The 22,966-nt window shown below is 35.5% G+C and carries 21 protein-coding genes and 2 other annotated features; all 21 genes read right to left on the bottom strand.

Annotation, left to right across the window (positions count from 1 at the left end; genetic code table 11):
• Positions 1 to 15 precede the first annotated feature (15 nt).
• The 21 genes from zapA to Q2T46_RS13750 all read right to left on the bottom strand — a co-directional run bounded on the left by zapA (position 16) and on the right by Q2T46_RS13750 (position 22,713).
• Positions 16 to 390 carry a cell division protein ZapA gene (zapA, locus tag Q2T46_RS13850; protein WP_094044863.1) on the bottom strand — a complete coding sequence of 125 codons (375 nt, stop codon included), beginning with the start codon at positions 388 to 390 and terminating at the stop codon, positions 16 to 18.
• 96 nt (positions 391 to 486) lie between these two features.
• Entirely contained in the window at positions 487 to 2,871 is a 2,385-nt protein-coding gene (gene pheT, locus Q2T46_RS13845; RefSeq protein WP_303265015.1) for a phenylalanine--tRNA ligase subunit beta, read from the bottom strand.
• 12 nt (positions 2,872 to 2,883) lie between these two features.
• On the bottom strand, positions 2,884 to 3,903 hold the full coding sequence (gene pheS / locus Q2T46_RS13840) for a phenylalanine--tRNA ligase subunit alpha (protein ID WP_303265016.1): 1,020 nt from the start codon (positions 3,901 to 3,903) through the stop codon (positions 2,884 to 2,886).
• Between the two features lie 57 nt (positions 3,904 to 3,960).
• Positions 3,961 to 4,175 (bottom strand) — a binding site (T-box leader).
• Positions 4,176 to 4,208: 33 nt separating this feature from the next.
• The gene (locus tag Q2T46_RS13835; protein ID WP_303265017.1) at positions 4,209 to 4,979 is read right to left on the bottom strand and encodes an RNA methyltransferase; all 771 of its coding nucleotides are present in this window, start codon (positions 4,977 to 4,979) and stop codon (positions 4,209 to 4,211) included.
• 57 nt (positions 4,980 to 5,036) lie between these two features.
• Positions 5,037 to 5,396: a 50S ribosomal protein L20 gene (gene rplT, locus Q2T46_RS13830; protein ID WP_013298265.1), complete on the bottom strand. Its 360-nt coding sequence runs from the start codon at positions 5,394 to 5,396 to the stop codon at positions 5,037 to 5,039.
• A gap of 20 nt (positions 5,397 to 5,416) precedes the next feature.
• Positions 5,417 to 5,614 (bottom strand): 50S ribosomal protein L35, encoded by a 198-nt coding sequence (gene rpmI, locus Q2T46_RS13825; protein WP_013298266.1) that lies wholly within the window; start codon positions 5,612 to 5,614, stop codon positions 5,417 to 5,419.
• A gap of 17 nt (positions 5,615 to 5,631) precedes the next feature.
• On the bottom strand, positions 5,632 to 6,144 hold the full coding sequence (gene infC / locus Q2T46_RS13820; protein WP_311062436.1) for a translation initiation factor IF-3: 513 nt from the start codon (positions 6,142 to 6,144) through the stop codon (positions 5,632 to 5,634).
• 21 nt (positions 6,145 to 6,165) lie between these two features.
• Positions 6,166 to 6,278: a sequence feature (ribosomal protein L20 leader region), on the bottom strand.
• Positions 6,279 to 6,331: 53 nt separating this feature from the next.
• The gene (locus Q2T46_RS13815; RefSeq protein ID WP_303265018.1) at positions 6,332 to 7,378 is read right to left on the bottom strand and encodes a chorismate synthase; all 1,047 of its coding nucleotides are present in this window, start codon (positions 7,376 to 7,378) and stop codon (positions 6,332 to 6,334) included.
• Between the two features lies 1 nt (position 7,379).
• The gene (locus tag Q2T46_RS13810) at positions 7,380 to 8,621 is read right to left on the bottom strand and encodes an MFS transporter (RefSeq protein ID WP_303265019.1); all 1,242 of its coding nucleotides are present in this window, start codon (positions 8,619 to 8,621) and stop codon (positions 7,380 to 7,382) included.
• 99 nt (positions 8,622 to 8,720) lie between these two features.
• A complete protein-coding gene (thrS, locus tag Q2T46_RS13805) occupies positions 8,721 to 10,625 on the bottom strand; it encodes a threonine--tRNA ligase (RefSeq protein ID WP_303265020.1) in 1,905 nt (634 codons plus the stop codon).
• A 281-nt stretch (positions 10,626 to 10,906) separates the two neighbouring features.
• Positions 10,907 to 11,506 carry a DUF445 domain-containing protein gene (locus Q2T46_RS13800; RefSeq protein WP_303265021.1) on the bottom strand — a complete coding sequence of 200 codons (600 nt, stop codon included), beginning with the start codon at positions 11,504 to 11,506 and terminating at the stop codon, positions 10,907 to 10,909.
• A 201-nt stretch (positions 11,507 to 11,707) separates the two neighbouring features.
• Positions 11,708 to 12,163: an IS200/IS605 family transposase gene (gene tnpA / locus Q2T46_RS13795; protein WP_303264274.1), complete on the bottom strand. Its 456-nt coding sequence runs from the start codon at positions 12,161 to 12,163 to the stop codon at positions 11,708 to 11,710.
• Positions 12,164 to 12,340: 177 nt separating this feature from the next.
• The gene (ytxC, locus tag Q2T46_RS13790) at positions 12,341 to 13,219 is read right to left on the bottom strand and encodes a putative sporulation protein YtxC (RefSeq protein ID WP_303265022.1); all 879 of its coding nucleotides are present in this window, start codon (positions 13,217 to 13,219) and stop codon (positions 12,341 to 12,343) included.
• A 54-nt stretch (positions 13,220 to 13,273) separates the two neighbouring features.
• The gene (locus Q2T46_RS13785) at positions 13,274 to 14,014 is read right to left on the bottom strand and encodes a DUF6873 family GME fold protein (protein ID WP_399387495.1); all 741 of its coding nucleotides are present in this window, start codon (positions 14,012 to 14,014) and stop codon (positions 13,274 to 13,276) included.
• Positions 14,015 to 14,063: 49 nt separating this feature from the next.
• A complete protein-coding gene (locus Q2T46_RS13780; protein ID WP_399387492.1) occupies positions 14,064 to 15,026 on the bottom strand; it encodes a response regulator in 963 nt (320 codons plus the stop codon).
• Between the two features lie 181 nt (positions 15,027 to 15,207).
• Positions 15,208 to 16,542, bottom strand: coding sequence for a GH1 family beta-glucosidase (locus tag Q2T46_RS13775; RefSeq protein WP_303265024.1), 1,335 nt, complete (start codon positions 16,540 to 16,542; stop codon positions 15,208 to 15,210).
• Between the two features lie 145 nt (positions 16,543 to 16,687).
• Entirely contained in the window at positions 16,688 to 16,891 is a 204-nt protein-coding gene (locus tag Q2T46_RS13770) for a 4Fe-4S binding protein (RefSeq protein WP_013298276.1), read from the bottom strand.
• 151 nt (positions 16,892 to 17,042) lie between these two features.
• Positions 17,043 to 18,884: an asparagine synthase (glutamine-hydrolyzing) gene (gene asnB / locus Q2T46_RS13765; protein WP_303265025.1), complete on the bottom strand. Its 1,842-nt coding sequence runs from the start codon at positions 18,882 to 18,884 to the stop codon at positions 17,043 to 17,045.
• A gap of 151 nt (positions 18,885 to 19,035) precedes the next feature.
• A complete protein-coding gene (locus Q2T46_RS13760; RefSeq protein WP_303265026.1) occupies positions 19,036 to 19,374 on the bottom strand; it encodes a P-II family nitrogen regulator in 339 nt (112 codons plus the stop codon).
• Positions 19,374 to 20,966 carry an ammonium transporter gene (locus tag Q2T46_RS13755; protein WP_303265027.1) on the bottom strand — a complete coding sequence of 531 codons (1,593 nt, stop codon included), beginning with the start codon at positions 20,964 to 20,966 and terminating at the stop codon, positions 19,374 to 19,376. The genes Q2T46_RS13760 and Q2T46_RS13755 overlap by 1 nt, the downstream gene beginning before the upstream one ends.
• 424 nt (positions 20,967 to 21,390) lie before the next feature.
• Positions 21,391 to 22,713, bottom strand: coding sequence for an ammonium transporter (locus tag Q2T46_RS13750; protein WP_311062267.1), 1,323 nt, complete (start codon positions 22,711 to 22,713; stop codon positions 21,391 to 21,393).
• Positions 22,714 to 22,966 lie beyond the last annotated feature (253 nt).

Below are 22,966 nucleotides of genomic sequence, written 5' to 3'. Positions count from 1 at the left end.
TTCTTTTAATAGATTTTAACCAACATCGTCAAAAGTATTTATATACTCTTCTAGTTCTTCTCTAGATGCCTTCAGTTCTTCTTTAAGCCTCTCAACTTCTTCCGTTAATTCCATTATCTTTTCATCACTGGCATTAAGCTTTGATTTTAACGATACAATCTCTTTTTTTAAAGCACTATTTTCTTCTTTTGAAATAAAAAGTTCATCTGCTATGTTAAGAGCTGACAAAACCAAAATCATTTGAGTTGACAGTTTACTATAGTTTTCAGAAATCCCTGATATTACACTATTTAAGTGGTCTGTCAGCTTCAATATATAATCTTCAGGATAATCTGTCTTCAAAATATATTCATTTCCGTTTATATTTACCGTAATCTTTTTTATCTCCATTAGAACATCCCCTCAAAACCAAACATTACTTTATTTATTTCTACAAATCTTTGCGATTTCCTCCTTTATTAAGAAAAAAAGACCTTTCCGGTCTTTTTATCTAAGTTGTGCTCCAAGTTTCTCATTTAACTTCCTGATTATTTTGTCGTGCACTTTATTGACTTCTTCATCTGTCAAAGTTCTCTCGTATGATCTGTACCATATTGAATATGCAACGCTCTTTTTATCTTCAGGAATGTTTTCTCCAGTATACACATCAAACAGTTTTACATCATCTACAAGTTTTCCGCCTGTTTCCCTTATAACGCTCTCTATATCGGCAACAAATGTATTTTTATCTACTAATACAGCAATATCTCTTTCTACAGCAGGATATTTTGGAAGGGGCTTGTACTTTCTCTCATCATCTTTTGCATATTTAAAAAGAAGCTCAAGATTTAATTCTGCAACATATACTTCTCTATTGATATCGTAATTTTCCTCTATGTCAGGATTGATTTCTCCAAAAACACCTATTCTTTCACCATCAACAATGATATCTGCAGACCTGCCTGGATGATAAAGCGTATTTTCACTTCTTACATATTTAACGTTGCTTACATTAAGCACATCCAAAAGCACTTCAATTACACCTTTTAAAGTCAGAAAATCAACATCATGGCCATACATGCCAATTACCGCTGTCTTCACCTCTACAGGAAGTTCTTCTAAAGGCAGTGATTTTGGAATAAATACTCTAGATATTTCAAAAGCTTTAAAGTCAGAAACTTTACGGCTGTAGTTGGTATACACTACATTTAACATGGACGGTAAGAGAGTCGTCCTCATATACCCCTGATCTTCTCCAAGAGGATTCATAATCTTCACTGCTTTTCTTAGAGGGCTATCATCAGGTAAGTTTATCTTATCAAGGTCTTTCATACCCATAAAAGAAGTAGTTATAATTTCATTTAAGCCGCATGATAGAAATACTTCTTTTACTAGATCTTCTAGTTTTTGCTCTCTTGTCTTTACTCCTGCTGTAATCTGTGTGCATTTTAAGAGTGTATCTTCTATGTTGTTGTATCCATACATCCTACCAATTTCTTCTGCAATATCAGCTTCACCTTCAATATCACTTCTAAAAGCTGGAACCTTCACGACCAAGTTTTCACCATCGCAAATAACCCCAAAGTCTAAAAATGTAAGTATATTTTTCATCTCTTCAATAGTTAGATTTGTACCTAGAAGTTTATTTATCTTTTTATGCCTTACGCTTAAAACTTTTTCTTCTATAGGTTTAGGATATACATCAACAATGCCGTTTAATATCTCACCGCCGCTTAATTCAGCCATAAGCTGTGCTGCTCTATTGCACGCCATTACTGTAATCTCAGGATCGAGTCCTTTCTCAAATCTTGATGATGCTTCACTCCTTAGACCAAGTTTTTTAGATGTATACCTTATGTTACTGCCTTTGAAATTGGCACTTTCTATCAATATATTTACAGTATCATCTGTTATTTCAGTATTTTGACCACCCATAACGCCAGCCAAACCTATTGCCTTTTCTTCATCGGCTATTACCAGCATCTCACTATCAAGTATCCTTTCTTTATCATCGAGAGTCACAAGCTTTTCACCGTTTTTAGCCCTTCTTACGATTATATGTCTATTTTTAACTTTGTCCAAATCAAAAGCATGCAACGGCTGACCTAGCTCCATCATTACGTAGTTGGTAACATCTACTATATTGTTTATTGGTCTTATTCCAGCTTTTAATAATCTCATCTGCATCCAAATAGGTGATGGCCCTATCTTTGCATTTCTTATCACTCTTGCAACGTACCTATAGCACAAATCATCAGCATCTATCGTAACATTTGCAGGATTCTTGTCAGCAACTTCGCTTAGCTTTATTTCAGGCATTCTATAGCTTTTTCTGTATGTTGCTGCAGTCTCCCTGGCGATTCCAACTACAGATAGACAATCAGGCCTATTTGGAGTTATCTCAAACTCTATAACATCATCAAGTTCAAGGGCTTTTTTTACATCTTCGCCAATAGGAAGTTCTGGAAGTATAAATATGCCGTTTCTCTGATAGTCAGGAAGCAAACTTTCATCTAATCCCAATTCCTTTGCAGAGCACATCATGCCATTTGATTCAAGGCCCCTCAGCTTTCCTCTTTTTATTTTCACACCACCTGGCAGCGTAGAACCATGAAGTGCAACAGGTATATAATCGCCAACCTTTATGTTTTGAGCACCAGTTATTATCTGCAGTTTCTCTTCTCCTACATCAACAATTCCTACCTGAAGTTTATCAGCATCCGGGTGTTTCTCAATAGAAATGATCTTTCCTATTACAACATTGTTTATTTCGTTGCCGTAGCTTTTAATTGTTTCAACTTTTGAACCTGACATAGTAAGATCATCAGCCAATTTTTTTGCATCCACCGATACGTCTACATAGTCCTTTAGCCATGAATACGATACTAACATTTGCCTTCCTCCTTAAAACTGTTTAATAAAGCGCAGATCATTTTCATATAAAAGCCTTAAATCATCAATTCCATAGCTTAGCATAGTTATCCTGTCAAGTCCCATTCCAAAAGCAAATCCAGAATACTTCTCTGGATCTATCCCGGACATCCTGAGAACATTTGGATGCACCATGCCAGATCCTAATATTTCAATCCAACCTGAATAACCACAGACTCTGCAACCTTTGCCACCACATGCAAAACATGATACATCCATTTCTGCACTGGGCTCCGTAAACGGAAAATAATGGGGCCTAAATTTCGTCTTAGTATTTGAACCGAAAAGTCTTTTTGCAAACAAGTTTAAAACACCCTTTAAATCACCCATTGTTATGCCTTCATCGACTGCAAGTCCTTCTATCTGATTAAATACAGGTGAATGAGTTGCATCTATTTCATCAGATCTATAGACTCTACCAGGTGAGATAACTTTTATAGGTGGTTTATTTTTTTCCATAGTCCTTACTTGTACCGGTGACGTCTGTGTTCTTAGCAAAATATTTTTAGTTATATAAAAAGTATCTTGCAAATCTCTTGCTGGATGATCTGGTGGAGTATTTAACGCTTCAAAATTGTAATAATCAAGCTCTATCTCAGGGCCTTCAGCAATAGAAAACCCAAGCCCTAAAAATATATCCTTTATTTCGTCTAAAACTTTCGTCATAGGATGTTTATGTCCTATTTCATGAGCTTTCCCGGGCAATGTTATGTCTATATATTCACTTCTTATCTTTTTTTCCTTCTCTACTTTTAATACTTCATCTCTTTTTGCTGCCAAAAGGCTTTCAATCTCAGCTCTTACTTCATTTGATATCTTCCCAACTACCGGTCTTTCCTCAGGGGACAAATTTCCCATGCCCCGCAATATCTTTGTAAGCTCACCTTTTTTGCCTAAGTACTTTACCCTAAGCTCTTCTAATGATTTTATGCTATCGACGGTTTCTAGTTCTCTCTTGGCTTCTTCTAATAAATTTCTTAATGTCTCTTCCAAAGAAATACTCTCCTTTCTTTATTTTCTAAGGTGTTAATAATAAAAAAACTCCATCTTTAAAAGGACGGAGATATAACCGTGGTACCACCTAATTTGGCCAAAAAGCCCACTCATTTTGATATAACGGATAAAACCGGTAATGCCTACTATCAGTTCAGCACACTGCTCCAGAGGGAACTTTCCATTACGCAATACCAGCAGTGCTCTCAATCTATGGCACCGCCTCCCTGTCGTATTGGATGTAATGTACTTTACTCCTTCATAGCATTTTCAATATATTTTTGGGATATTATATCATTTTTATTCTATTTAATCAATCTTTGCCTTTGGGACTCATACAGGCATATGGACGCTGCTACTGATACATTTAAAGATTCTGCCATGCCATCCATTGGTATTTTAAATGAGCCATCCACATACATATCTAGTGATTTATTAACACCTCTTGATTCATTTCCAAAAATCAAAGCAGTGTTTTTTGAAATATCAAAATCATAAATGTACTTATCAGCTTTTAAATTTGTGGACAAAGACCTTACACCGCTTCCTTTTAACGCTTTAAAAAGTTTATCAACTGGTACATCATTTACAACAGGTAGATGAAATATAGATCCCATAGTAGACCGTAAAACCTTTGGATTGTAGACATCAACTGTATTATTTATGGTAAAGACAGCATCTACATTAAATGCATCTGCAGACCTTATTATTGTACCTAAATTTCCGGGATCCTGAACTTCATCTAATATTATGTACAAGCCATCTTTTTTTATCAAATCATTCACATTATAATCAGGCATTTTTACAACAGCCATTATCATCTGTGGTGTGACAGTGTCAGATATCTTTTTAAATATACTTTTATCTACAAATACAAGTCTGTCTTTTTCAACATCCAAGTCGAAGTCACAATCTTCTGAAGCCAACACGTACTTAATTTCAAAACTACTTTTTAAAGCTTCAAAGACGCTGTTTTTGCCTTCTACAAAGAAGAGCTTCTTTTCATATCTATATTTCTTCTCTGATAACTTTTTAATGTCTTTTATAAGATTATTTTTTTCACTCGTTATTAACATATAAACTCCACTATCCCGTATATAGGTTAAAACCCGGCAAATAACCGGGTATAAAAATTACGCATTTAGTTGTTGCTTAGCAATGTTTACTAAATCTGCGAAAGCTTTGTTGTCGTGTATAGCCATCTCAGACAGCATCTTTCTGTTTATCTCTATGTTAGCCTTCTTAAGGCCATTTATAAATCTGCTGTATGATATACCATTTGCTCTTGCTGCAGCGTTAATTCTGGCAATCCATAATTTCCTAAAATCTCTTTTCCTTAATTTTCTACCAATGTATGCATAATTAAGTGACTTCATTACAGCTTGGTTAGCTACTCTAAAAAGTTTGCTTTTTGCACCATAGTAACCTTTTGCAAGTTTTAATATCTTTTTATGTCTTCTTCTCGTGACTTTTCCTGACTTTACTCTCGACATTTCTATAACCTCCTAATTATTTACGCATAAGGAATCAAACGCTTTATATTCTTTGCATCAGTTTTGTAGAGATATGCAATTTTTCTTAGATTTCTCTTAGTCTTTCTAGACTTCTTTGTAAGTATATGTCTTTTAAAAGCTTTAGATCTCTTTACTTTACCACTTTTAGTAAGAGCAAACCTTTTTGCTGCTCCTCTATGTGTTTTCATTTTAGGCATGTTCGTATCCTCCTCAATTAAACGTTTTTAGGTGCTAATATCATCATCATATTTCTGCCCTCCATATTTGGGGCTTTTTCAACATTGCCATATTCTTCTACACTTTTTGCGAATCTATTTAATAATTCTTCGGCGAGATTTGTATGTGCAGCTTCTCTGCCTCTGAATCTAATAGTCACTTTAACTTTGTCTCCATCTTTTAAGAATTTAATAGCATTCTTAACTTTGACACCAAAGTCATGCTCTTCTATAGCTGGAGTCATCCTGATTTCCTTGATATTTATGACTTTTTGCTTCTTTTTTGATTCTTTTTCCTTCTTGCTTTGCTCATACCTGTACTTTCCGAAGTCCATTAATTTGCATACTGGTGGATTTGCCTGTGGCGCAATCTTAACCAGATCGATGTGCCTTTCTAATGCTATCTTATATGCTTCTTTTGCAGACATTATGCCTAATTGATTACCATCTTGATCAATGAGGCGCACTTCCTTATCCCTAATTTCCTCATTAACCTGCAGCTCCTTGTTAATAAATACGCACCTCCTAAAATTTTACAAAAAATAAAGCGGGTATAAACCCGCTTCTGTACACTGTTAACTAACGTTCCTTTAGAAACCTGACACCTGTGGTGAAAGGTGAGAAGCGGGTGCTTCTACTTTAAATACATGTTAAATTATAACATAACTTATCGTACTCGTCAATACCATTTTATAAAGATCAGTATTCTTCCACTTTTTTCTTGTACATATTAAAATTGTCCATCATCTCAGACAGAGAATCGCCGCCAAATTTTTTTGTCATTTCATCGGCTATAGTCCATGCGCAAACAGCTTCAAGAACAACGGATGCTGCTTCTACCGCTGTCACGTCTGAGCGCTCATATACCGCTTTTATCTCTTCTTTTGTGTTTATATCAACCGAATTAAGCGGCTTTCTCAATGTAGGTATAGGCTTCATAGCAGCTCTTATAACTATAGGCATCCCATTGGAAATACCTCCTTCTATACCTCCTGCATTGTTTGTCTTTCTTAAAAATTTTCCGTCGTAATATATTTCATCATGGACAGAAGATCCTTTGCTTCTTGCAGCCATGAATCCCATGCCAAATTCCACGCCTTTTATAGCCTGAACGCTCATTGCGCTATAAGCCAACAGTGCATCAAGCTTTCGATCCCACTGAGTATGGCTGCCAAGCCCTATTGGTACACCTTCTACAGTAACTTCAATTATCCCTCCTAGTGTATCCCCATCATTTTTTGCTTCATCTATAATATTATGCCATTCATCTTTGTTTTTCTCTCCACCTATCTCAAGAATATTGCTTTTAACCTCTATCCCAAAGTTCTTCAAAAGAAGTTTAGCAACAGCTCCAACAGCAACTCTTGCGGCAGTCTCTCTAGCGCTGGCCCTTTCTAAAATATTTCTCATGTCTCTCTGATTATACTTGATTGCGCCAGACAAATCAGCATGCCCAGGTCTTGGCCTTGTTATTACAGGTATGTCTCTATCTTTCCAGTTTTCGTAATCGCGATTTTTTATGACCATGCAAAGAGGGGCACCGATCGTTAAATTATTTCTAATACCGCCTAATATGTGAACAGTATCTTTTTCAATTTCCATCCTTCCACCTCTGCCATAGCCAGATTGCCTTCTTTTAAGCTCATTATTGATAAAATCTACGTCAATAAAAAGATTTGATGGCAATCCGTCAATAATGGCTGTAAGTGCTTCCCCATGTGTCTCTCCAGATGTTAAGTATCTCAAACTAGACTCCTCCTTTACTTAATAAAGCATTTTTGCTTTTGTACAAAGCAACAGCAAAAAACAGCACACTTGATAATACTCTTAAAATCGCTGTCACATACATAAATTTCTCATATCCTATAATTTCATAAAACCATGTTCCTGCAATAGGTGACAAAAATGCTGCAAACTGCGTTACAATTGTGTATATTGCTATATAATTCATCTTTTCCTTGTGATCAGGCAGCAGTTCCAAAAGCCAATTTAATGATAGCATAGTATATCCTGCTGTTACCATACCACCGTAAAAATCAATAACAGCACCAACAAACAGTCTTGCAACTTTAGCCCAAAGTACTGGAACTGTTGCCATAAGCAACGCACTTATGCTTAAAGCTACGCCATTTCCACGTCTGTCAGCAAGTCTTGCCCACCATCTGTATGTAATTATAGACCCGACAGATCCTACAATAGTGAATATGCTCATCCACATATTATTTGCATGAAGATTATCAACTTTATATATGGTAAATATCGGCCATGCCATCATCCACGTAAAAGTAAATATAAATGAGGCAAGGCAAAAATAAATAAACTTCTTCGATTGCTTCATAGATTTTAGAGAATCTATAAATAATATAGACTTTTCCTTTTTATTCGCCACATAGTGAAACTTTGAATAATAGTATGCATCAAGGATTCCAAATATGAAAGCTATGAAGAACATTATTTGATATCCATATGGAAACTTGATTCTGTCCAGCAGCAAACCTGTTATAAAAACTGATGCAGTACCTAGTACACCCGTCCAAATATTCCTGTCTGCAAACACTTTTCCGCGAAACTCTTCAGGAATCAAGTCGCTCATAAACGACTGCCAGCACATGCCTGTAATGATGGCAGGTAAATTAAGTAACCCTACAAGCAACACAACTGCTTCCGGTCTAAACTTGCTCATAAATGGAACCAATGCTACTAAAAGGTAAAATGCCCTTGTTATGTATTCCAAAATATATGCAAATTTAAAAACGTTTTTAGACTTGTTGATAAAAATTGTCGCAGGCAGTATCCCAATTAAAGCCATAAGAGCCGGCAGGGAATTTATAAGGGAGACTTCATAATTATTAGCACCTAATTTAATCGCAAATATTCCGATAAACGGCATTATCATGTTGTACCCTATTGAAAAAGTTATGCCGTTTAACAAATTCATCTTTATGTTGTAGTTAAGATATTTATAGACCTCCCTATTTTTAGTTATCATGATAACCCCCCATTAATATCATTACATAACTAGATTATCATGTTTTTATACGGCAATCAAGAAGCAAAATATCCACCAGACAAGCCGGTGGATATTTTTTTAAAGGGATTTATTCTTAATTTCTTCCAATATAGATGATAAAAATTCTTGAATTGATTTAGACCCAAGATCTCCTTCTTTTCCAGACCTTACAGAAACATTACCTGATTCTACTTCTTTATCGCCTAGTATAAGCATATAAGGTATTTTCTGCATTTGTGCTTCTCTTATCTTGTAGCCTATCTTTTCGTTTCTATCATCTAATTCAACTCTAATATCATTTTCCAAAAGTCTCTGCTGTATATTCTGGGCATATGCTAGGTGTTTATCAGAAATAGGAAGAATCTTTACCTGCACAGGTGCAAGCCACGTAGGAAATGCTCCTGCAAAATTCTCTGTAAGAATAGCTATAAACCTTTCTATGCTGCCAAAAACAACTCTATGAAGCATGACAGGTCTGTGCTTCTCTCCATCTTGACCTACGTATTCGCAGTTAAATCTTTCTGGCATCTGAAAATCTAACTGTATCGTTCCGCACTGCCATGTACGCCCTATACTATCTTTCAAATGAAAATCTATTTTAGGACCGTAAAATGCTCCATCGCCTTCATTTACTTTATAATTAAGGCCTATATGCTCCATCGCCTTAATCAATGCGTTAGTGGCAAGTTCCCAGTCTTCATCAGAGCCTATGGAATTTTCTGGTCTTGTAGAAAGCTCTACAAAATACTCAAATCCAAATATTTTGTAAAAGTAGTCAATAAGCTTAATAACACCAAGAATTTCAGACTCTACCTGATCAGGCGTCATGAATAAATGGGCATCATCTTGTGTAAAGCTTCTAACCCTCATAAGACCGTGAAGCGCACCGGAAAGTTCATGTCTGTGGACAAGTCCTAGCTCGCAAAGCCTAAGTGGAAGATCCCTGTAGCTGTGCATAGTCGAATTGTACACAAGCAAAGCACCTGGACAATTCATCGGCTTTATAGCGTAATCTTCATCATCGATTTTTGTAAAATACATGTTTTCTTTGTAGTGGTCCCAATGTCCTGATCTGTGCCACAGTTCTTCATTCAATATGATAGGTGTCTTTATCTCAAGGTAACCTCTTTTGGCATGTTCTTTTCTCCAGAAATCTTCCAATATGTTTCTTATAACCATTCCTTTTGGGTGGAAAAATGGAAAACCAGGTCCTTCATTGTGAATACTGAAAAGGTCTAGTTCTTTTCCTAATTTCCTGTGATCTCTCTTTTTTGCTTCTTCCAGCATATTTAAGTATTCATCCAGCATGCTTTTTTTAGGGAAGCTTATGCCGTATATCCTCTGCAGCATCTTATTGTGCTCATCTCCTCTCCAATAAGCACCTGCTACAGAAAGAAGCTTTATTGATTTTACCATCCCTGTACTAGGAAGGTGGGGACCTGCACAAAGATCTGTAAATTCACCTTGCCTGTAAAAAGATATGACTGCATCTTCAGGCAAATCTTTTATAAGCTCTACCTTGTATGGTTCACCTTTTTCTTCCATGAATTTTATAGCTTCTTCTCTAGGTAGAACAAACCTCTCCATTTTTAAATCTTCTTTTATTATTTTATTCATCTCTTCTTCTATTTTAGAAAAATCATCAACTGTAAATGGCTCATCAACATCAAAATCATAGTAAAACCCATTGTCAATGGCAGGACCTATTGTAAGCTTCACATCTTTATAAAGTCTCTTAATTGCCTGCGCCATTATGTGTGATGAAGTATGCCAATATATCTTCTTTCCATCTTCATCATTAAATGTCAATATTTCTAATTTGCCGTCTTCATTTATAGGCGTAAAAAGCTCCACAATCTTCCCATTAAACTTGCCTCCAACAGCTTCCTTTGCAAGCCTTTGGCTCAAACTCTTGGCTATTTCGTACACATTCTTACCATTTTCAAATTCTTTCTCTGTACCATCTTTTAAAATTATCTTCATACCTTGTCCTCCTTTATAATTTTTTAAACTAAAAAAACCTCACGCCAAAAGAGGCAGAGGTTCTGCGGTTCCACTCTCATTTATACTCAAAATTATAACGGTATTACCGATCGGATTCATCACCCGCAGCTCAAAGGTGGTCTTCGATATCAAAAATATTTGAATGATTTCAGCCTAAGTCATTCAATCTCTTTGATATTTTTAGATATCTACTTTCCTTCTCATTGCCCAAATATTGATTTTTCTCTATTATATAATTGATAATGAAACTTGTCAATAATCTACATCAATCTTACTATATACGCCTGTAAAATACCTATTATAAAGCCTAAAACCCCGCCTAACATTACAATCATCTTTAATTCTTTATTAGAAACATTTAATATGATCTTTTCAAGCTTTTTAAGCTCAAAAAGCTTTATTTTCTCCTCGACTATTTCTGCTATATTAACTTTTTCAGACATGTCGTTTAGCATAGTTGCGGCAGATTCATCTATAAATTTCTCGGCTTCTTTGTTTACAATACCACCTACATAATTGACAATCATTCCTTTTAATGACTTCGGTATAAATGATGGCATATTGTTTTCTACAGCATTGCCTATACTACTTATTACTCTATCTAAAATGTATCGCTTATTCTCTTCGTTTAAAAGCTTATCCCATATATCGTCTATTGATACAAGCTCATTTTCCACAACTTTGCCTATAGATGCTGCAATCTCATTTCTCCTCCTTGGTATAAGCCCTTGAATAGAAATCCCAAATATTTTTACTGGCTCAGTAGGCCTAAAAAGCATGATGACAGCTATATAATTTGTTATCCATCCAATAGCTGCCCCAACAAGCCCTAAAAACATCGTTTGTATAAAAAAATGCATTAAATCACCTCAACAAATAATCTACATATATAATAACAAATTTTACTCACTAATCATAACCACCCGTAAAACGGGTGGTTTGCTCTGAGGCTATAAGCCTCTATTACTAGCCAGCGTCTAAAGGCGCTGGCTTTCACTTTGTTCAAGCCACCATGCATTTGTCACTTTTGCTCGTCCCTAAAGGGACAAATGTACTACGGGCTACCCCTTAAAGGGGTCCTCATATTCTTTTACACTTAATTTGTCCAACATAATATCTCGCTTTTCTTGTTCCTGAATGTATTTCTTTATTGTTGCCTCATTTAGTCCTACAGTGCTTACATAATATCCTTCCGCCCAAAAATGTCTATTGCCAAATTTATACTTTAGATTTGCATGCCTGTCAAATATCATCAATGCACTCTTCCCTTTTAAGTATCCCATAAAACTAGATACACTAATTTTTGGTGGTATACTCACTAACATGTGTACATGATCCGGCATTAGATGTCCTTCTATTATTTCCACTCCTTTGTATTTACATAGTTCTTTTAATATATCCCTTATACTTTCTTTGTATTGATTATATATTATTTTTCGTCTATACTTAGGAGTGAACACAATGTGGTATTTGCACATCCATTTTGTGCGTGCCATTTCATCTCGTTTATTAGCCATTAAATCACCTTTCCTTTTGTTATATATAGTAGCTTGAACAACTCTATTATAACGGAAAGGTGATTTTTTGTATAACTTCTGTCGCGCACCCGCATAGCGGGTGGTTTTTTGTTTCGCTCGCTTTGCGAGCTCAACAGGCTAAAGCCCAATCGAATAAAACCCAGCTTAAGCTGGGCATTATTTTCTTGCTTCATGTGCAGCACATAAACTGCAGCCATTACATATAAATACCCTGTCTGAAAAAATTTTTTTTACAGTATCAAGTGCTTCTTTGCTTTTTAAATTATTTGCTGAATGGATATAGATTTTAGCTGGTGCCATCGCTATTAAAGTGCTTATTAGCATATCATCATCGCTTAATTCGCCACCACTAAACTCAACAGTTATATCGCTTAAGAATTCACCTGTTATCGGGTTATTATCCTTATCGAAAAACCTAAACTTACCGCATTTATCAACAAGAATATTCAAAACATCTATTTTAGAATCCTGCAGTTCAACAAAATACTTTAAAAGTCCTATAAATTCATCGTATTCCTTCTGCATCAAGTACTCATCAACTGCTCTATCGACAACTTCACTAAGCTCTCCAATAAAATCCCGAAGCCTAAAATTAACAAATCCCTCTATGTCTATGGTTTCATTATCCTTTAGAAAGTCCTCTATTTCTATAAATATTTTTTCTTTCTTCACCAATTTAAATGTTTCTCTATTTACATCGTTATCTAAAATACCGTTTGCTATGTTGGCAATCCTTTGTTTCTCATCAGAATTAAAATAGTTATAATATTTATCTATGATCTTTTTTATCAGTTTTTTGTCAATTTGATTTACTATTATATCTGAAATAATATCTGATATATGTTGCCTTATTTTAGTTATATTTTTATATGAGGCTTTATCTTCTACATCAATATTGAAAAACGTTATATTGCCACGATTATCTAAATTTACGTTAACGTCTATACCTTCTGTTTTCATGTCTTTTAAGCCATGCTCTAAAAAGTCACTACCATTCTTTAATTCATTTGGGATACCGATAGACAAAAGCTGCATTTTTCTCACTCCCTTCGTTAGTAGTATGTGCCTAAATGTTTTTTCTTTGCATCATTAGTAGAGTGGAATAATGGAACCAATGTCTTTTACTTCACCAGATGTTAAAAAAAGCACTTCCTTGTTTTTATATTTCAAAAAATCAATTATTTTCAAATAGTTCCTGTGAAATCTTAAATCGCCAGCAACACAAAAAACATCTTTATCAATCAAACCAGATGCTCCTCCAATAAAGCCGTATTCAAATCCATATAATTTTATATCACCTTGTTCTATCAAAAGGCAATCAAATCCTTTCTTAACCGCCGTTTTAAAAATTCCTGCATCCGATGTAATAAAGCTGTATTCATCAACAATAGCAATATTGCATTTAGTATATCCTTGATTTACATGGATAAACTTTACACCTTTTTCTTCCAGCATTCTTCTTAATATTGGATCAGTGTATTTTAAGTTGTGGAATGCATAATCACCTAATCTTGCTACATTATATGCTATATTGCCGGGATAGTTTCTACTTAACATAGTTTGTCCAAATTTAACGTCTAAATTTAAATCTTTCAATCTATCTACAAAATGTTTATTTACACCAGGAGCGATGATTATATGACCATCACCTGCATTATGCAATATTATATCAGGATGGAAAGATATAGCTTCATAAAGTGAATTGTGTTTTTTTGTCATTATAACCTTTATACCTAAACCATTTAATGTATATGCTATCTCCATTTGCCTTCCATCCACCACAACAGCTTGTACTTTTTTGTCAGGCACATAAGGGTATTTCAAAAACAATTTACAGCCTCCTACCTAAGCACAAAAAATTAGCATACAAACCGTATGCTTAACTTTTCCTTCTATCTTTTAAATATTTGCTTCCTTCCATAGTCTTCAATTTTCTTTTTATCTCTGCAGCTACAGCACTTATCTGAAGCTCATTTTCAAATTTTCTATTTTCATTAGTAACAACCGCTATTGATATAGAAACAAATGGAAATCTCTGTATCTCACCACGCCTATTTATAACTTCTATATAGCCATTGGCCACATCTTCATTGTCATAATACCTTTTTATGTCTTCATCAAAATTATTTATTATATAATTGCATATAGATTCGACTTTGTCAGGTGTAGTGATAATGATGAAGTCGTCACCGCCAATATGTCCTAAAAAATCATTTGTATTTCCAAATTTAAAAAGAGCATCTTTCAATATCCTTGATGTCTGCTTTATAATCTTATCTCCACGGGAAAAGCCGTAATAGTCGTTGTAAGACTTAAAATTGTCTAAATCAATGTAGAGAACTGCATATAGAGATCCGCTTTTTATACGCCTTCTAATTTCATATTTAATATCAATATTCCCTCTTAAACCTGTTAGAGGATTAGCCATTCTGTTGTGTTCGATTCTTTGAAAGAGGTTTTTGACTTGCGCAAGAAGTTCTTTCTCATTGAAAGGCTTTGTTATATAGGCATCAGCACCAAGCTCCAACCCATGTATCTTTTCTTCAAAATCATCACTTGAAGTCAAAAGAATCACTGGTACCAATTGGTTTTCCTCTTCATCCCTCAAAATCCTCAATAAGTCAAACCCACTTAACCTTGGCATTACAACATCTAATATAATCATATCCGGCAATATCAGCCTATATAGCTTTAAAGCCTCATCACCATCTTGCGACTCGTAAATTTTATATCCGGCACCGCTGAGAATGTTTTTTAGAATGGTTCTGCTAAACTTATCATCATCTACGATCAGTATACTTTTTTCATTCACATTACTTCCCCCAAAATTTTTTTCACCCATATATTATATTTCCGTTTTGTAAGAATGATTCGCACCAAATGTAAATTAAAAAAATAATAACCAATATATTACATCACTAATAAATTATAATATTGAAAGCAGCAATAGTCAATAAAATATAATAAAATGGCAGATTTTATACTCTGCCATTTTATTATATTTTATAATATTAATTTTTTTGTTAAATGGTCCTGGTTGAAATAAGATTCTTGTACCACAATGCGCTATCTTTCAATATCCTTTTCTCTGTTTCATAATCTACGTATACTATTCCAAATCTCTTTGAATAACCATGGGCCCATTCAAAATTGTCCATCAATGACCACACAAAATATCCTTTCAAATTCCCTCCATCGTCTATGAAACGCTTAGCCTGTTTAAAATGTTTCTTCAAAAACTCAATCCTCTTTTCATCATGGACATATCCATCATCTGATATCACATCTTTATATGCAGCACCATTTTCTGTAATATACAATGGCAAATCAAAGGTATATTCATTTTTCAATCTCATCAATATATTGTAAAGTGATTCAGGATAAACCTCCCATCCCATCTCAGTTTTTTCATTGTCAACATCTATTTGCTCAGCATTTAAAATACCGTCATTGCCTTTCTTAATAACACCTCTAGTATAATAATTGACGCCAAGAAAATCTAATTTCTGTGAAATCCGTTTTAAATCGCCATCTGTTATAAAATCAGTCTTTGCATATTTACCAAACAGCTCCAGCATATCCTTTGGATATTCACCTTTAAATATCGGATCTAAAAACCATCTGTTTTGGAATCCATCAGCTATTCGAGCGGCAGCTTTATCCTCAGGACTATCTGTAGCTGGAGATACTTCATTTAAATTTAGTGTTATACCTATTTTAGAATCACTTGAATTTATGTCTCTGAATATTTCTACAGCCTTGCCATGTGCAAGCAAAAGGTTGTGTGAAACTAAAACTGCTTCTCCCAAGTCTTTGTGTCCAGGAGCGTGCTCACCAATAAAGTATGACAAAAATGACGAACACCAAGGCTCATTCAAAGTTATCCAATTTTTTATGTACCCGCCAAGCTCGTTAAAAAGCTTTGATGCATATTCGCCAAACCAATCTACAACTTCTCTATTAAGCCATCCACCTAAATCATCAGCCCATTGAGGCAAATCCCAGTGATAGATTGTGACAAAAGGTTTTATATCATTTTTAAGGAGCTCATCTGTCAGCCTCTTATAAAAATCAATGCCTTTTGGATTGTAATGACCTTTCTCTGGAAAAATTCTAGGCCATGCAATAGAGAATCTATAAGCTTCAATGCCTAAGTCTTTCATCATCTTTACATCATCTTTGTAAAGATGATAGTGATCACAAGCCACATCGCCATTATGGTCTTTGTATACCTTTCCATCCTGCCTGCAAAACGTATCCCAGATTGACATACTCCTGCCATCCTCATTGTAAGCACCTTCAACTTGATATGAAGCTGTTGCTACTCCAAACAAAAAGTCCTTGTCAAAGTCCGACATTTCAAACCCTCCCATAAATTATCTGATTACAATTATACCATATATTTACTCTCAATAAAAGAAAATAAACAAAAAAATATAGGTATATACAATTACGTACATACCCTTCTGCTTTTTTATCCTATAATATAACTAGACACTTCATCTATGCATTAACAAGTTTTATTGCACCATGTGGGCAGTATCTGGTACATACCCCACACCCAGTACATTTATCTTTATCAACATTTATTTCTACCTGAAATAAGCCTTTTCTTTCTAATTTAAAAGCGCCAAACTTGCAGCTGCGACTTGCCGGGCAAAATGGTGATCTATCACAAATATTCTGATCAACATATGCATACCTCATAACTGTTCCTCCTTTTTACTTTTTATCTGCGGTATATATTTATACCCCCCTATGGTAATAGGACTGTTTACATTATACATTTAGTAAAGTTGATTTGTCAAGAATTTTTTATCTTAATATAGGAAACCATCGTGATGTGAAAATAATTATTTCATACTATTTTTATATTGTATTTTAAAAGCCATTCATTTATCTGTATGAGGTATGCAAATAGCTGCGGTCCTCCCATAAGTTGAGAAAACCATGCTGGGTCATAATCTCTTGCATCAGTATCTATCAAGTTTTGAACCTCAGTTCTATTTATTAACTGCAAAATCGGTGACGAAGGATTGTCTATTATCTCTTGAAGCCAGCTTTTTACTTTCTCTTTAAAGACTGGGTTATGTGTCTTAGGATATGGGCTCTTCTTTCTCTCTACAACCATATCTGGTATATGCCCCTTTAATGATTCTCTCAAAAGCCCTTTTTCTCTATTATGCAAATTTTTCATCTCCCATGGGATATTCCATACATATTCTACAAGCCTGTGATCAAGAAATGGAACTCGAACTTCCAAACCTGATGCCATGCTCATTCGGTCCATTCTATCAAGAAGCATTGCAAGGAATCTGGTTTGGTTCAAATAAAATATCTCTCTCATGCGGGCAGATTCTTTGTCTTCACCAGGAAGTTTTGGAACTTCATTTAAAGCTTCTCTGTATCGATCATTTAAGTACTCAATTGGACAGATCTTTCTTACCACATCTTCAGACAATAGGTTCATTCTTTTTTCAACCATTCTGATCCAAGGGAAAGTATTTGATTCAATAGCAGTTTTGTTTCTAAACCATGGATATCCTCCAAACACTTCATCAGCACCTTCACCTGATAGTGCGACTTTTACGCCTTTTTTGACTTCTCTTAAAAATAAGTACAATGAAGAATCAACATCAGCCATGCCTGGTAAATCGCGAGCATATAAAGCCGGTATTAATGCATCCGCCAACTCTTCATTGTCTACATAGACATAATTGTGACTCGTATCTATTTCTTTTGAAACAGCTTCAACTAAATCTGAATCGCTATTTGGCTGAAATTGATTTGGCTTAAAATACTTATCATTTCCGATATAATCAACTGAGTATGTTATAAGCTTACTGCCTATTCTTTTTAATTTCTCGTTGGCAAAGACGGAAACTGCAGTTGAGTCTAATCCACCAGAAAGCAGCGAACACAGCGGAACATCAGACACCAGTTGGCGTTTTGAAGCATCGTCTAAAAGATACCGAATCTTTTCCATCGTAGTATCAAGATCATCCTCATGTTCTCTACTTATTAGTGACCAATATTTTTCAATTTTAATCCCGCTTTTGCTAAATATCAGAGAATGGCCAGGTTTTAACTCATGTATATCACGAAAAATGCCAACACCCGGGGTTCTGGTAGGTCCCATAACAAAAATCTCTGCAAGACCTTCTGCATCTACTTCAGCATCAATATATGGATGTGCTAAAATCGCTTTTATCTCAGAGCCAAAAATAAGTGACCCATCTTTATAAGTATAAAAAAGAGGTTTAACACCTAAGCGATCTCTCGAAAGAAAAAGCCTGTTTTCATGGTCATCCCACACTGCAAAAGCATATATGCCATTTAATTTATATACACATTCAGTGCCCCATTCGATATATGATGTCAACAAGACTTCTGTATCTGAATGACCTTTAAATGTATATCCTAATAATGCAAGTTCATGCCTTATTTCCTCTGTATTGTATAATTCCCCATTATATATGATGACGTATTTTTTATCTTCATATTCTTTAATCATCGGCTGCACTCCACCTTCTGGGTCAATTACAATAAGCCTCGTCTGTGCAAATGCACAATGTGATGAAAGCCATATTCCCCAACTGTCAGGGCCTCGATTCTTAAGCTTTTCACCCATTGATGCAATTACGCTGCTTCTATGTGTCAAATCCTCACCAAAGCTAACCCATCCTGCTATTCCACACATCTTACCAGCCCCTTCCAATATAAATAATAAAAGTAACTATATTGATTGATATTGAATTTCATCTGATTTAGTATATGTAGAATCATGTAAAATGTGAAAAAGGCTCCTACACTTTCTCTCGTGTAGAAGCCTTAGCTATTTCACTAAACCTTTATATCGCTTTTTCTCCACGCTCACCAGTTCTTATCCTTATAGCGTCTTGTATGTCGTATATGAATATCTTTCCATCGCCTACATTGCCTGTCCTTGCCACTTTTGTAACTGCATCTACGATGTTTTCAACATTTGAATCATCTGTCACTATCTCTATCTTAACTTTTGGAAGGAGGCTTATTTCTATTTCTTCTCCTCTGTAGATCTCTTTTTTCCCTTTCTGCAGACCACATCCAAAAACCTGTGATACTGTCATCCCATGTATTTTTATTTTATTCAATTCTGTCTTAACTTCTTCTAAAACATCTGGTCTTACAATACAATCGACTTTTTTCATTATTTTACCCCCTTGCTTATCCCGGTATCATCAATAACTTCCGGACTTTTCATATTCTTCTCTAGAACTCCATCTGAGTATACAACAGGTGTCAATTGGAAATCAGGATACGCTAAAACGCCCATCTCTGGCAAATCAAGCCCTGCAATCTCGTCTTCCGGTTTGACTCTTATACCCATTATAGCATCAAGTGCTTTGTAGAACAAGTAGCTTAAACCAAACCCGTATATGATTATAACAGCTATATCTATAAGCTGTGCCCAAAGCTGGCCTGTGCTGCCGTAAAGTATTCCTGTTACAGCACCCTGTACTCCATTAAGTCCAGCACCATATGTGCCGTCAGCAAATATACCGACGCTTAAAATACCCCACAAGCCATTTACACCGTGTACAGAAAAAGCTCCTACAGGATCATCTACCTTCAGTTTATTTTCAACAAAGGCAACAGATACGCAGACCAAGATACCAGCTACAGCACCGATTATAAAAGCCGATATACCATTTACAAACGCACATGGAGCTGTTATCGCCACGAGACCGGCTAAAGCGCCGTTGCACATCATAGACGGATCAGGCTTTCCATATTTAAACCACATATAAAGCATTGCAACAAGTCCTCCTACAGCACCGGCGATCATGGTATTTGTTGCAACAACTGCAAGCCTTAAATCCGTTCCATTAAGCGTGGAACCTGCATTAAATGCAAACCATCCAAAGAATAGTATGATGGTACCGAGAATAGCCATTGGTATGTCATGACCTGGTATTGGCACCGGTGTGCCATCTTTCTTGAATTTTCCTATCCTCGGCCCTATTACCATTGCACCTGCAAGTGCCATCATACCCCCCATTGCATGAACGACACCAGAACCTGCAAAATCAATTACACCATTTCCGAGTCCAAGTTTGGCTCCAAGCTGTGATAGCCATCCTCCTCCCCAGACCCAGCCGCCATAAATCGGATAATAAATCATTGAAACAAAAAACGATCCGATAACAATTGCTGAAAATTTGACTCTTTCTGCCATTGCCCCTGTAGGAATTGTTACAGTTGTATCCATAAATACCATCTCAAAGAAAAACAATGCGTACACACCAACGTCATACGTCCCACCGCTTGATAAGAAAAATCCGTTAAGTCCTAGTAAATTCCATCCTCCTATGCTTAGTGCGTGGTTTAAAGGTGCTGTACCTCCAAGGCTTGAAAAACTTCCTGCTCCTCCCATCATAAATGCAAAACCGGTTAAGAAGAATCCAACAGTACCTACTAAAAATACCATGAGGTTCATCGCCATAGTGTGCATTGCATTTTTAGCTTGTGTAAAGCCTGTTTCAACAAGTGCAAATCCAGCTTGAAAGAAGAATATCAAAAAGGCAGTTAGCATAACCCATACAAAATTAACTCCAAGCTTATTTTTTGCAACTTGTGTCGCTACTTCATCTAATGTAGGCTTACCTGCTACTGCACTTGTAATGTCTTTTACAGTGCCAAGATTTGCTCCTGTTGGATCACCACCAGCAGCATATGCAAAGCAAACTGCTGTTGCCAAAAGTATTGCCAATACGAGACCTATTATCACTTTCTTTTTCATAAAAAGCACCTCGATTATTTATTTTTCATATTCTTTTAAAATTGTTGATTGAAAACTTTTTGTCTTTTATACTTTTTGAAAGATTGTGAATTCTCACAAAATATATTATTACAAGGTAGATGATGGGCAATCCCATTATGAATGCTGGTACGTGATTTGAAAAAATTAATATTGTATTATGCATTGTAATACTGTATAATATAAACGCCAAACTTAAAATTAAAATTATTGTATTTATTGTGTATAACATGATGATAGACATTTTTTTCACTTATATCATCACCTCCTTCTAAAAAATGAAGGTGCTTATATCTTAATAGATAAAGATTAAGCACCTTTGCTTTTTATTTGCCAAATAAATTATTCACTTTTAAATAATTATATTTATCTGGCAGCATTTATTATTTATTTTAAAGCTCTTAACTTATTGATTAAAGTCAATAGCTTTAAAGCCTATGTTATACGCTTCTTCGCCGTGTTCAACTATATCAAGTCCTAATTCCTCTTCTTCTTTAGTTACTCTAAGCTCCATAAATAAGCTTATTGCTTTAAGTATGATGAATGACATCAATCCTGCAAAAATATACGTTGCAGCAACACTTAAAAATTGAATCAGCAATTGATTTGGATTGCCGTAAAATAAGCCATTTGCACCTGCAGGATTTATAGCCTTAGTTGCAAATAGTCCTGTCGCCAGTGCACCCCATGTACCTCCAACGCCGTGTATTCCAAATGCGTCAAGTGAATCATCATATCCAAACTTGTGCTTAATGTAATTGACAGATATGAAGCATATTATACCTGATATAACACCTATTACAATCGCTGAAACAGGTGTAACATATCCTGACGCTGGTGTAATTGCAACAAGTCCTGCTACAGCGCCACTTACAGCACCTAGTAGTGTCGGCTTACCGCTTACTTTCCATTCAGTTAATACCCATCCTATGGATGCAGCAGCGGCAGCCGTATTTGTCACAACAAATGCATTAACTGCAATGCCATTTACAGATAAAGCACTTCCTGCATTAAATCCAAACCAACCAAACCACAAGAATGCTGCTCCCATCAAAACCATCGGCATGTGATGCGGTACCATCTTTGCATTCTTTCTCTTACCAAGAATTAAAGCTGCTACAAGACCTGATACGCCAGAACTTATGTGAACAACTGTACCGCCTGCAAAGTCCAATGCACCTAAGTTTTTAAGCCATCCGCCATTTCCCCATACCCAATGTGCAAGTGGATCATATACTAACGTTGTCCAAAGGAGTGTAAATACTATAAATGCTGAAAATTTCATTCTTTCAGCAAACGCACCAGTTATCAAAGCAGGTGTTATTATGGCAAACATCAACTGATACACCATAAACGCCAGAAGTGGTATCGTAGATGAATAAGTGCCATCAGGTCCAAGACCGATGTTATTTAGTCCTGCCCAATGTAAATTGCCTATCAAGTGGTATGTATCACCACTGAATGATAATGAAAATCCAAATAATACCCATTGTACAGAAATAAGTGCAATAATAGTAAAACTTTGCATCATTATGCTTATCACGTTTTTTCCATTAACCATACCACCATAGAAAAACGCCAACCCTGGTGTCATAATCATGACTAAAGCTGCAGAAAACAATATAAATGCCGTATCACCTGTATCAATCTTTCCTGTAGCAGCAAAAGCTATATTTGGTATCAACATTGATAGTACAATAATTGTTGGAATAAGTATTTTTTTTGTCATATAGTCTCCTCCTTAAAATAATAACAAAAGAAGGCGCTCTAATACATAGGTATCCCTATGAATTAGAGCGCCTTTGCTCTGTCGTTTTAAAGCAACAATATTTATTTAAATTATATTATACTATGATTTTTAGATATGTCAATATAAAATTTTTGTATTTAATCGGGCCTTAGAAAAAGCAAATTCCAAAATATATCTTAAATGAATGGCATCGTGAACCTACTCCATCCTATAGAGGATGGAGCTTCCCACT

The organism is Thermoanaerobacterium sp. CMT5567-10, from assembly GCF_030534315.2.
Taxonomy (GTDB): domain Bacteria; phylum Bacillota; class Thermoanaerobacteria; order Thermoanaerobacterales; family Thermoanaerobacteraceae; genus Thermoanaerobacterium.
The sequence above is the reverse complement of the archived record's forward strand: the minus strand, read 5'-3'. Positions and strand labels throughout refer to the sequence as shown.

What these genes read in the sequence shown, in the direction of transcription:
- tnpA (WP_303264274.1), bottom strand. Translation starts at nt 12,163, where the DNA reads ATGGCTAATAAACGAGATGAAATGGCACGCACAAAATGGATGTGCAAA.
- Q2T46_RS13750 (WP_311062267.1), bottom strand. Translation starts at nt 22,713, where the DNA reads ATGACAAAAAAAATACTTATTCCAACAATTATTGTACTATCAATGTTG.
- Q2T46_RS13755 (WP_303265027.1), bottom strand. Translation starts at nt 20,966, where the DNA reads ATGAAAAAGAAAGTGATAATAGGTCTCGTATTGGCAATACTTTTGGCA.
- rplT (WP_013298265.1), bottom strand. Translation starts at nt 5,396, where the DNA reads ATGTCGAGAGTAAAGTCAGGAAAAGTCACGAGAAGAAGACATAAAAAG.
- Q2T46_RS13775 (WP_303265024.1), bottom strand. Translation starts at nt 16,542, where the DNA reads ATGTCGGACTTTGACAAGGACTTTTTGTTTGGAGTAGCAACAGCTTCA.
- ytxC (WP_303265022.1), bottom strand. Translation starts at nt 13,219, where the DNA reads ATGCAGCTTTTGTCTATCGGTATCCCAAATGAATTAAAGAATGGTAGT.
- pheT (WP_303265015.1), bottom strand. Translation starts at nt 2,871, where the DNA reads ATGTTAGTATCGTATTCATGGCTAAAGGACTATGTAGACGTATCGGTG.
- Q2T46_RS13800 (WP_303265021.1), bottom strand. Translation starts at nt 11,506, where the DNA reads ATGCATTTTTTTATACAAACGATGTTTTTAGGGCTTGTTGGGGCAGCT.
- Q2T46_RS13835 (WP_303265017.1), bottom strand. Translation starts at nt 4,979, where the DNA reads ATGTTAATAACGAGTGAAAAAAATAATCTTATAAAAGACATTAAAAAG.
- zapA (WP_094044863.1), bottom strand. Translation starts at nt 390, where the DNA reads ATGGAGATAAAAAAGATTACGGTAAATATAAACGGAAATGAATATATT.
- asnB (WP_303265025.1), bottom strand. Translation starts at nt 18,884, where the DNA reads ATGTGTGGAATAGCAGGATGGGTTAGCTTTGGTGAGGATTTGACACAT.
- rpmI (WP_013298266.1), bottom strand. Translation starts at nt 5,614, where the DNA reads ATGCCTAAAATGAAAACACATAGAGGAGCAGCAAAAAGGTTTGCTCTT.
- thrS (WP_303265020.1), bottom strand. Translation starts at nt 10,625, where the DNA reads ATGAAGATAATTTTAAAAGATGGTACAGAGAAAGAATTTGAAAATGGT.
- Q2T46_RS13810 (WP_303265019.1), bottom strand. Translation starts at nt 8,621, where the DNA reads ATGATAACTAAAAATAGGGAGGTCTATAAATATCTTAACTACAACATA.
- Q2T46_RS13760 (WP_303265026.1), bottom strand. Translation starts at nt 19,374, where the DNA reads ATGAAAAAAGTCGATTGTATTGTAAGACCAGATGTTTTAGAAGAAGTT.
- Q2T46_RS13770 (WP_013298276.1), bottom strand. Translation starts at nt 16,891, where the DNA reads ATGAGGTATGCATATGTTGATCAGAATATTTGTGATAGATCACCATTT.
- Q2T46_RS13780 (WP_399387492.1), bottom strand. Translation starts at nt 15,026, where the DNA reads ATGGGTGAAAAAAATTTTGGGGGAAGTAATGTGAATGAAAAAAGTATA.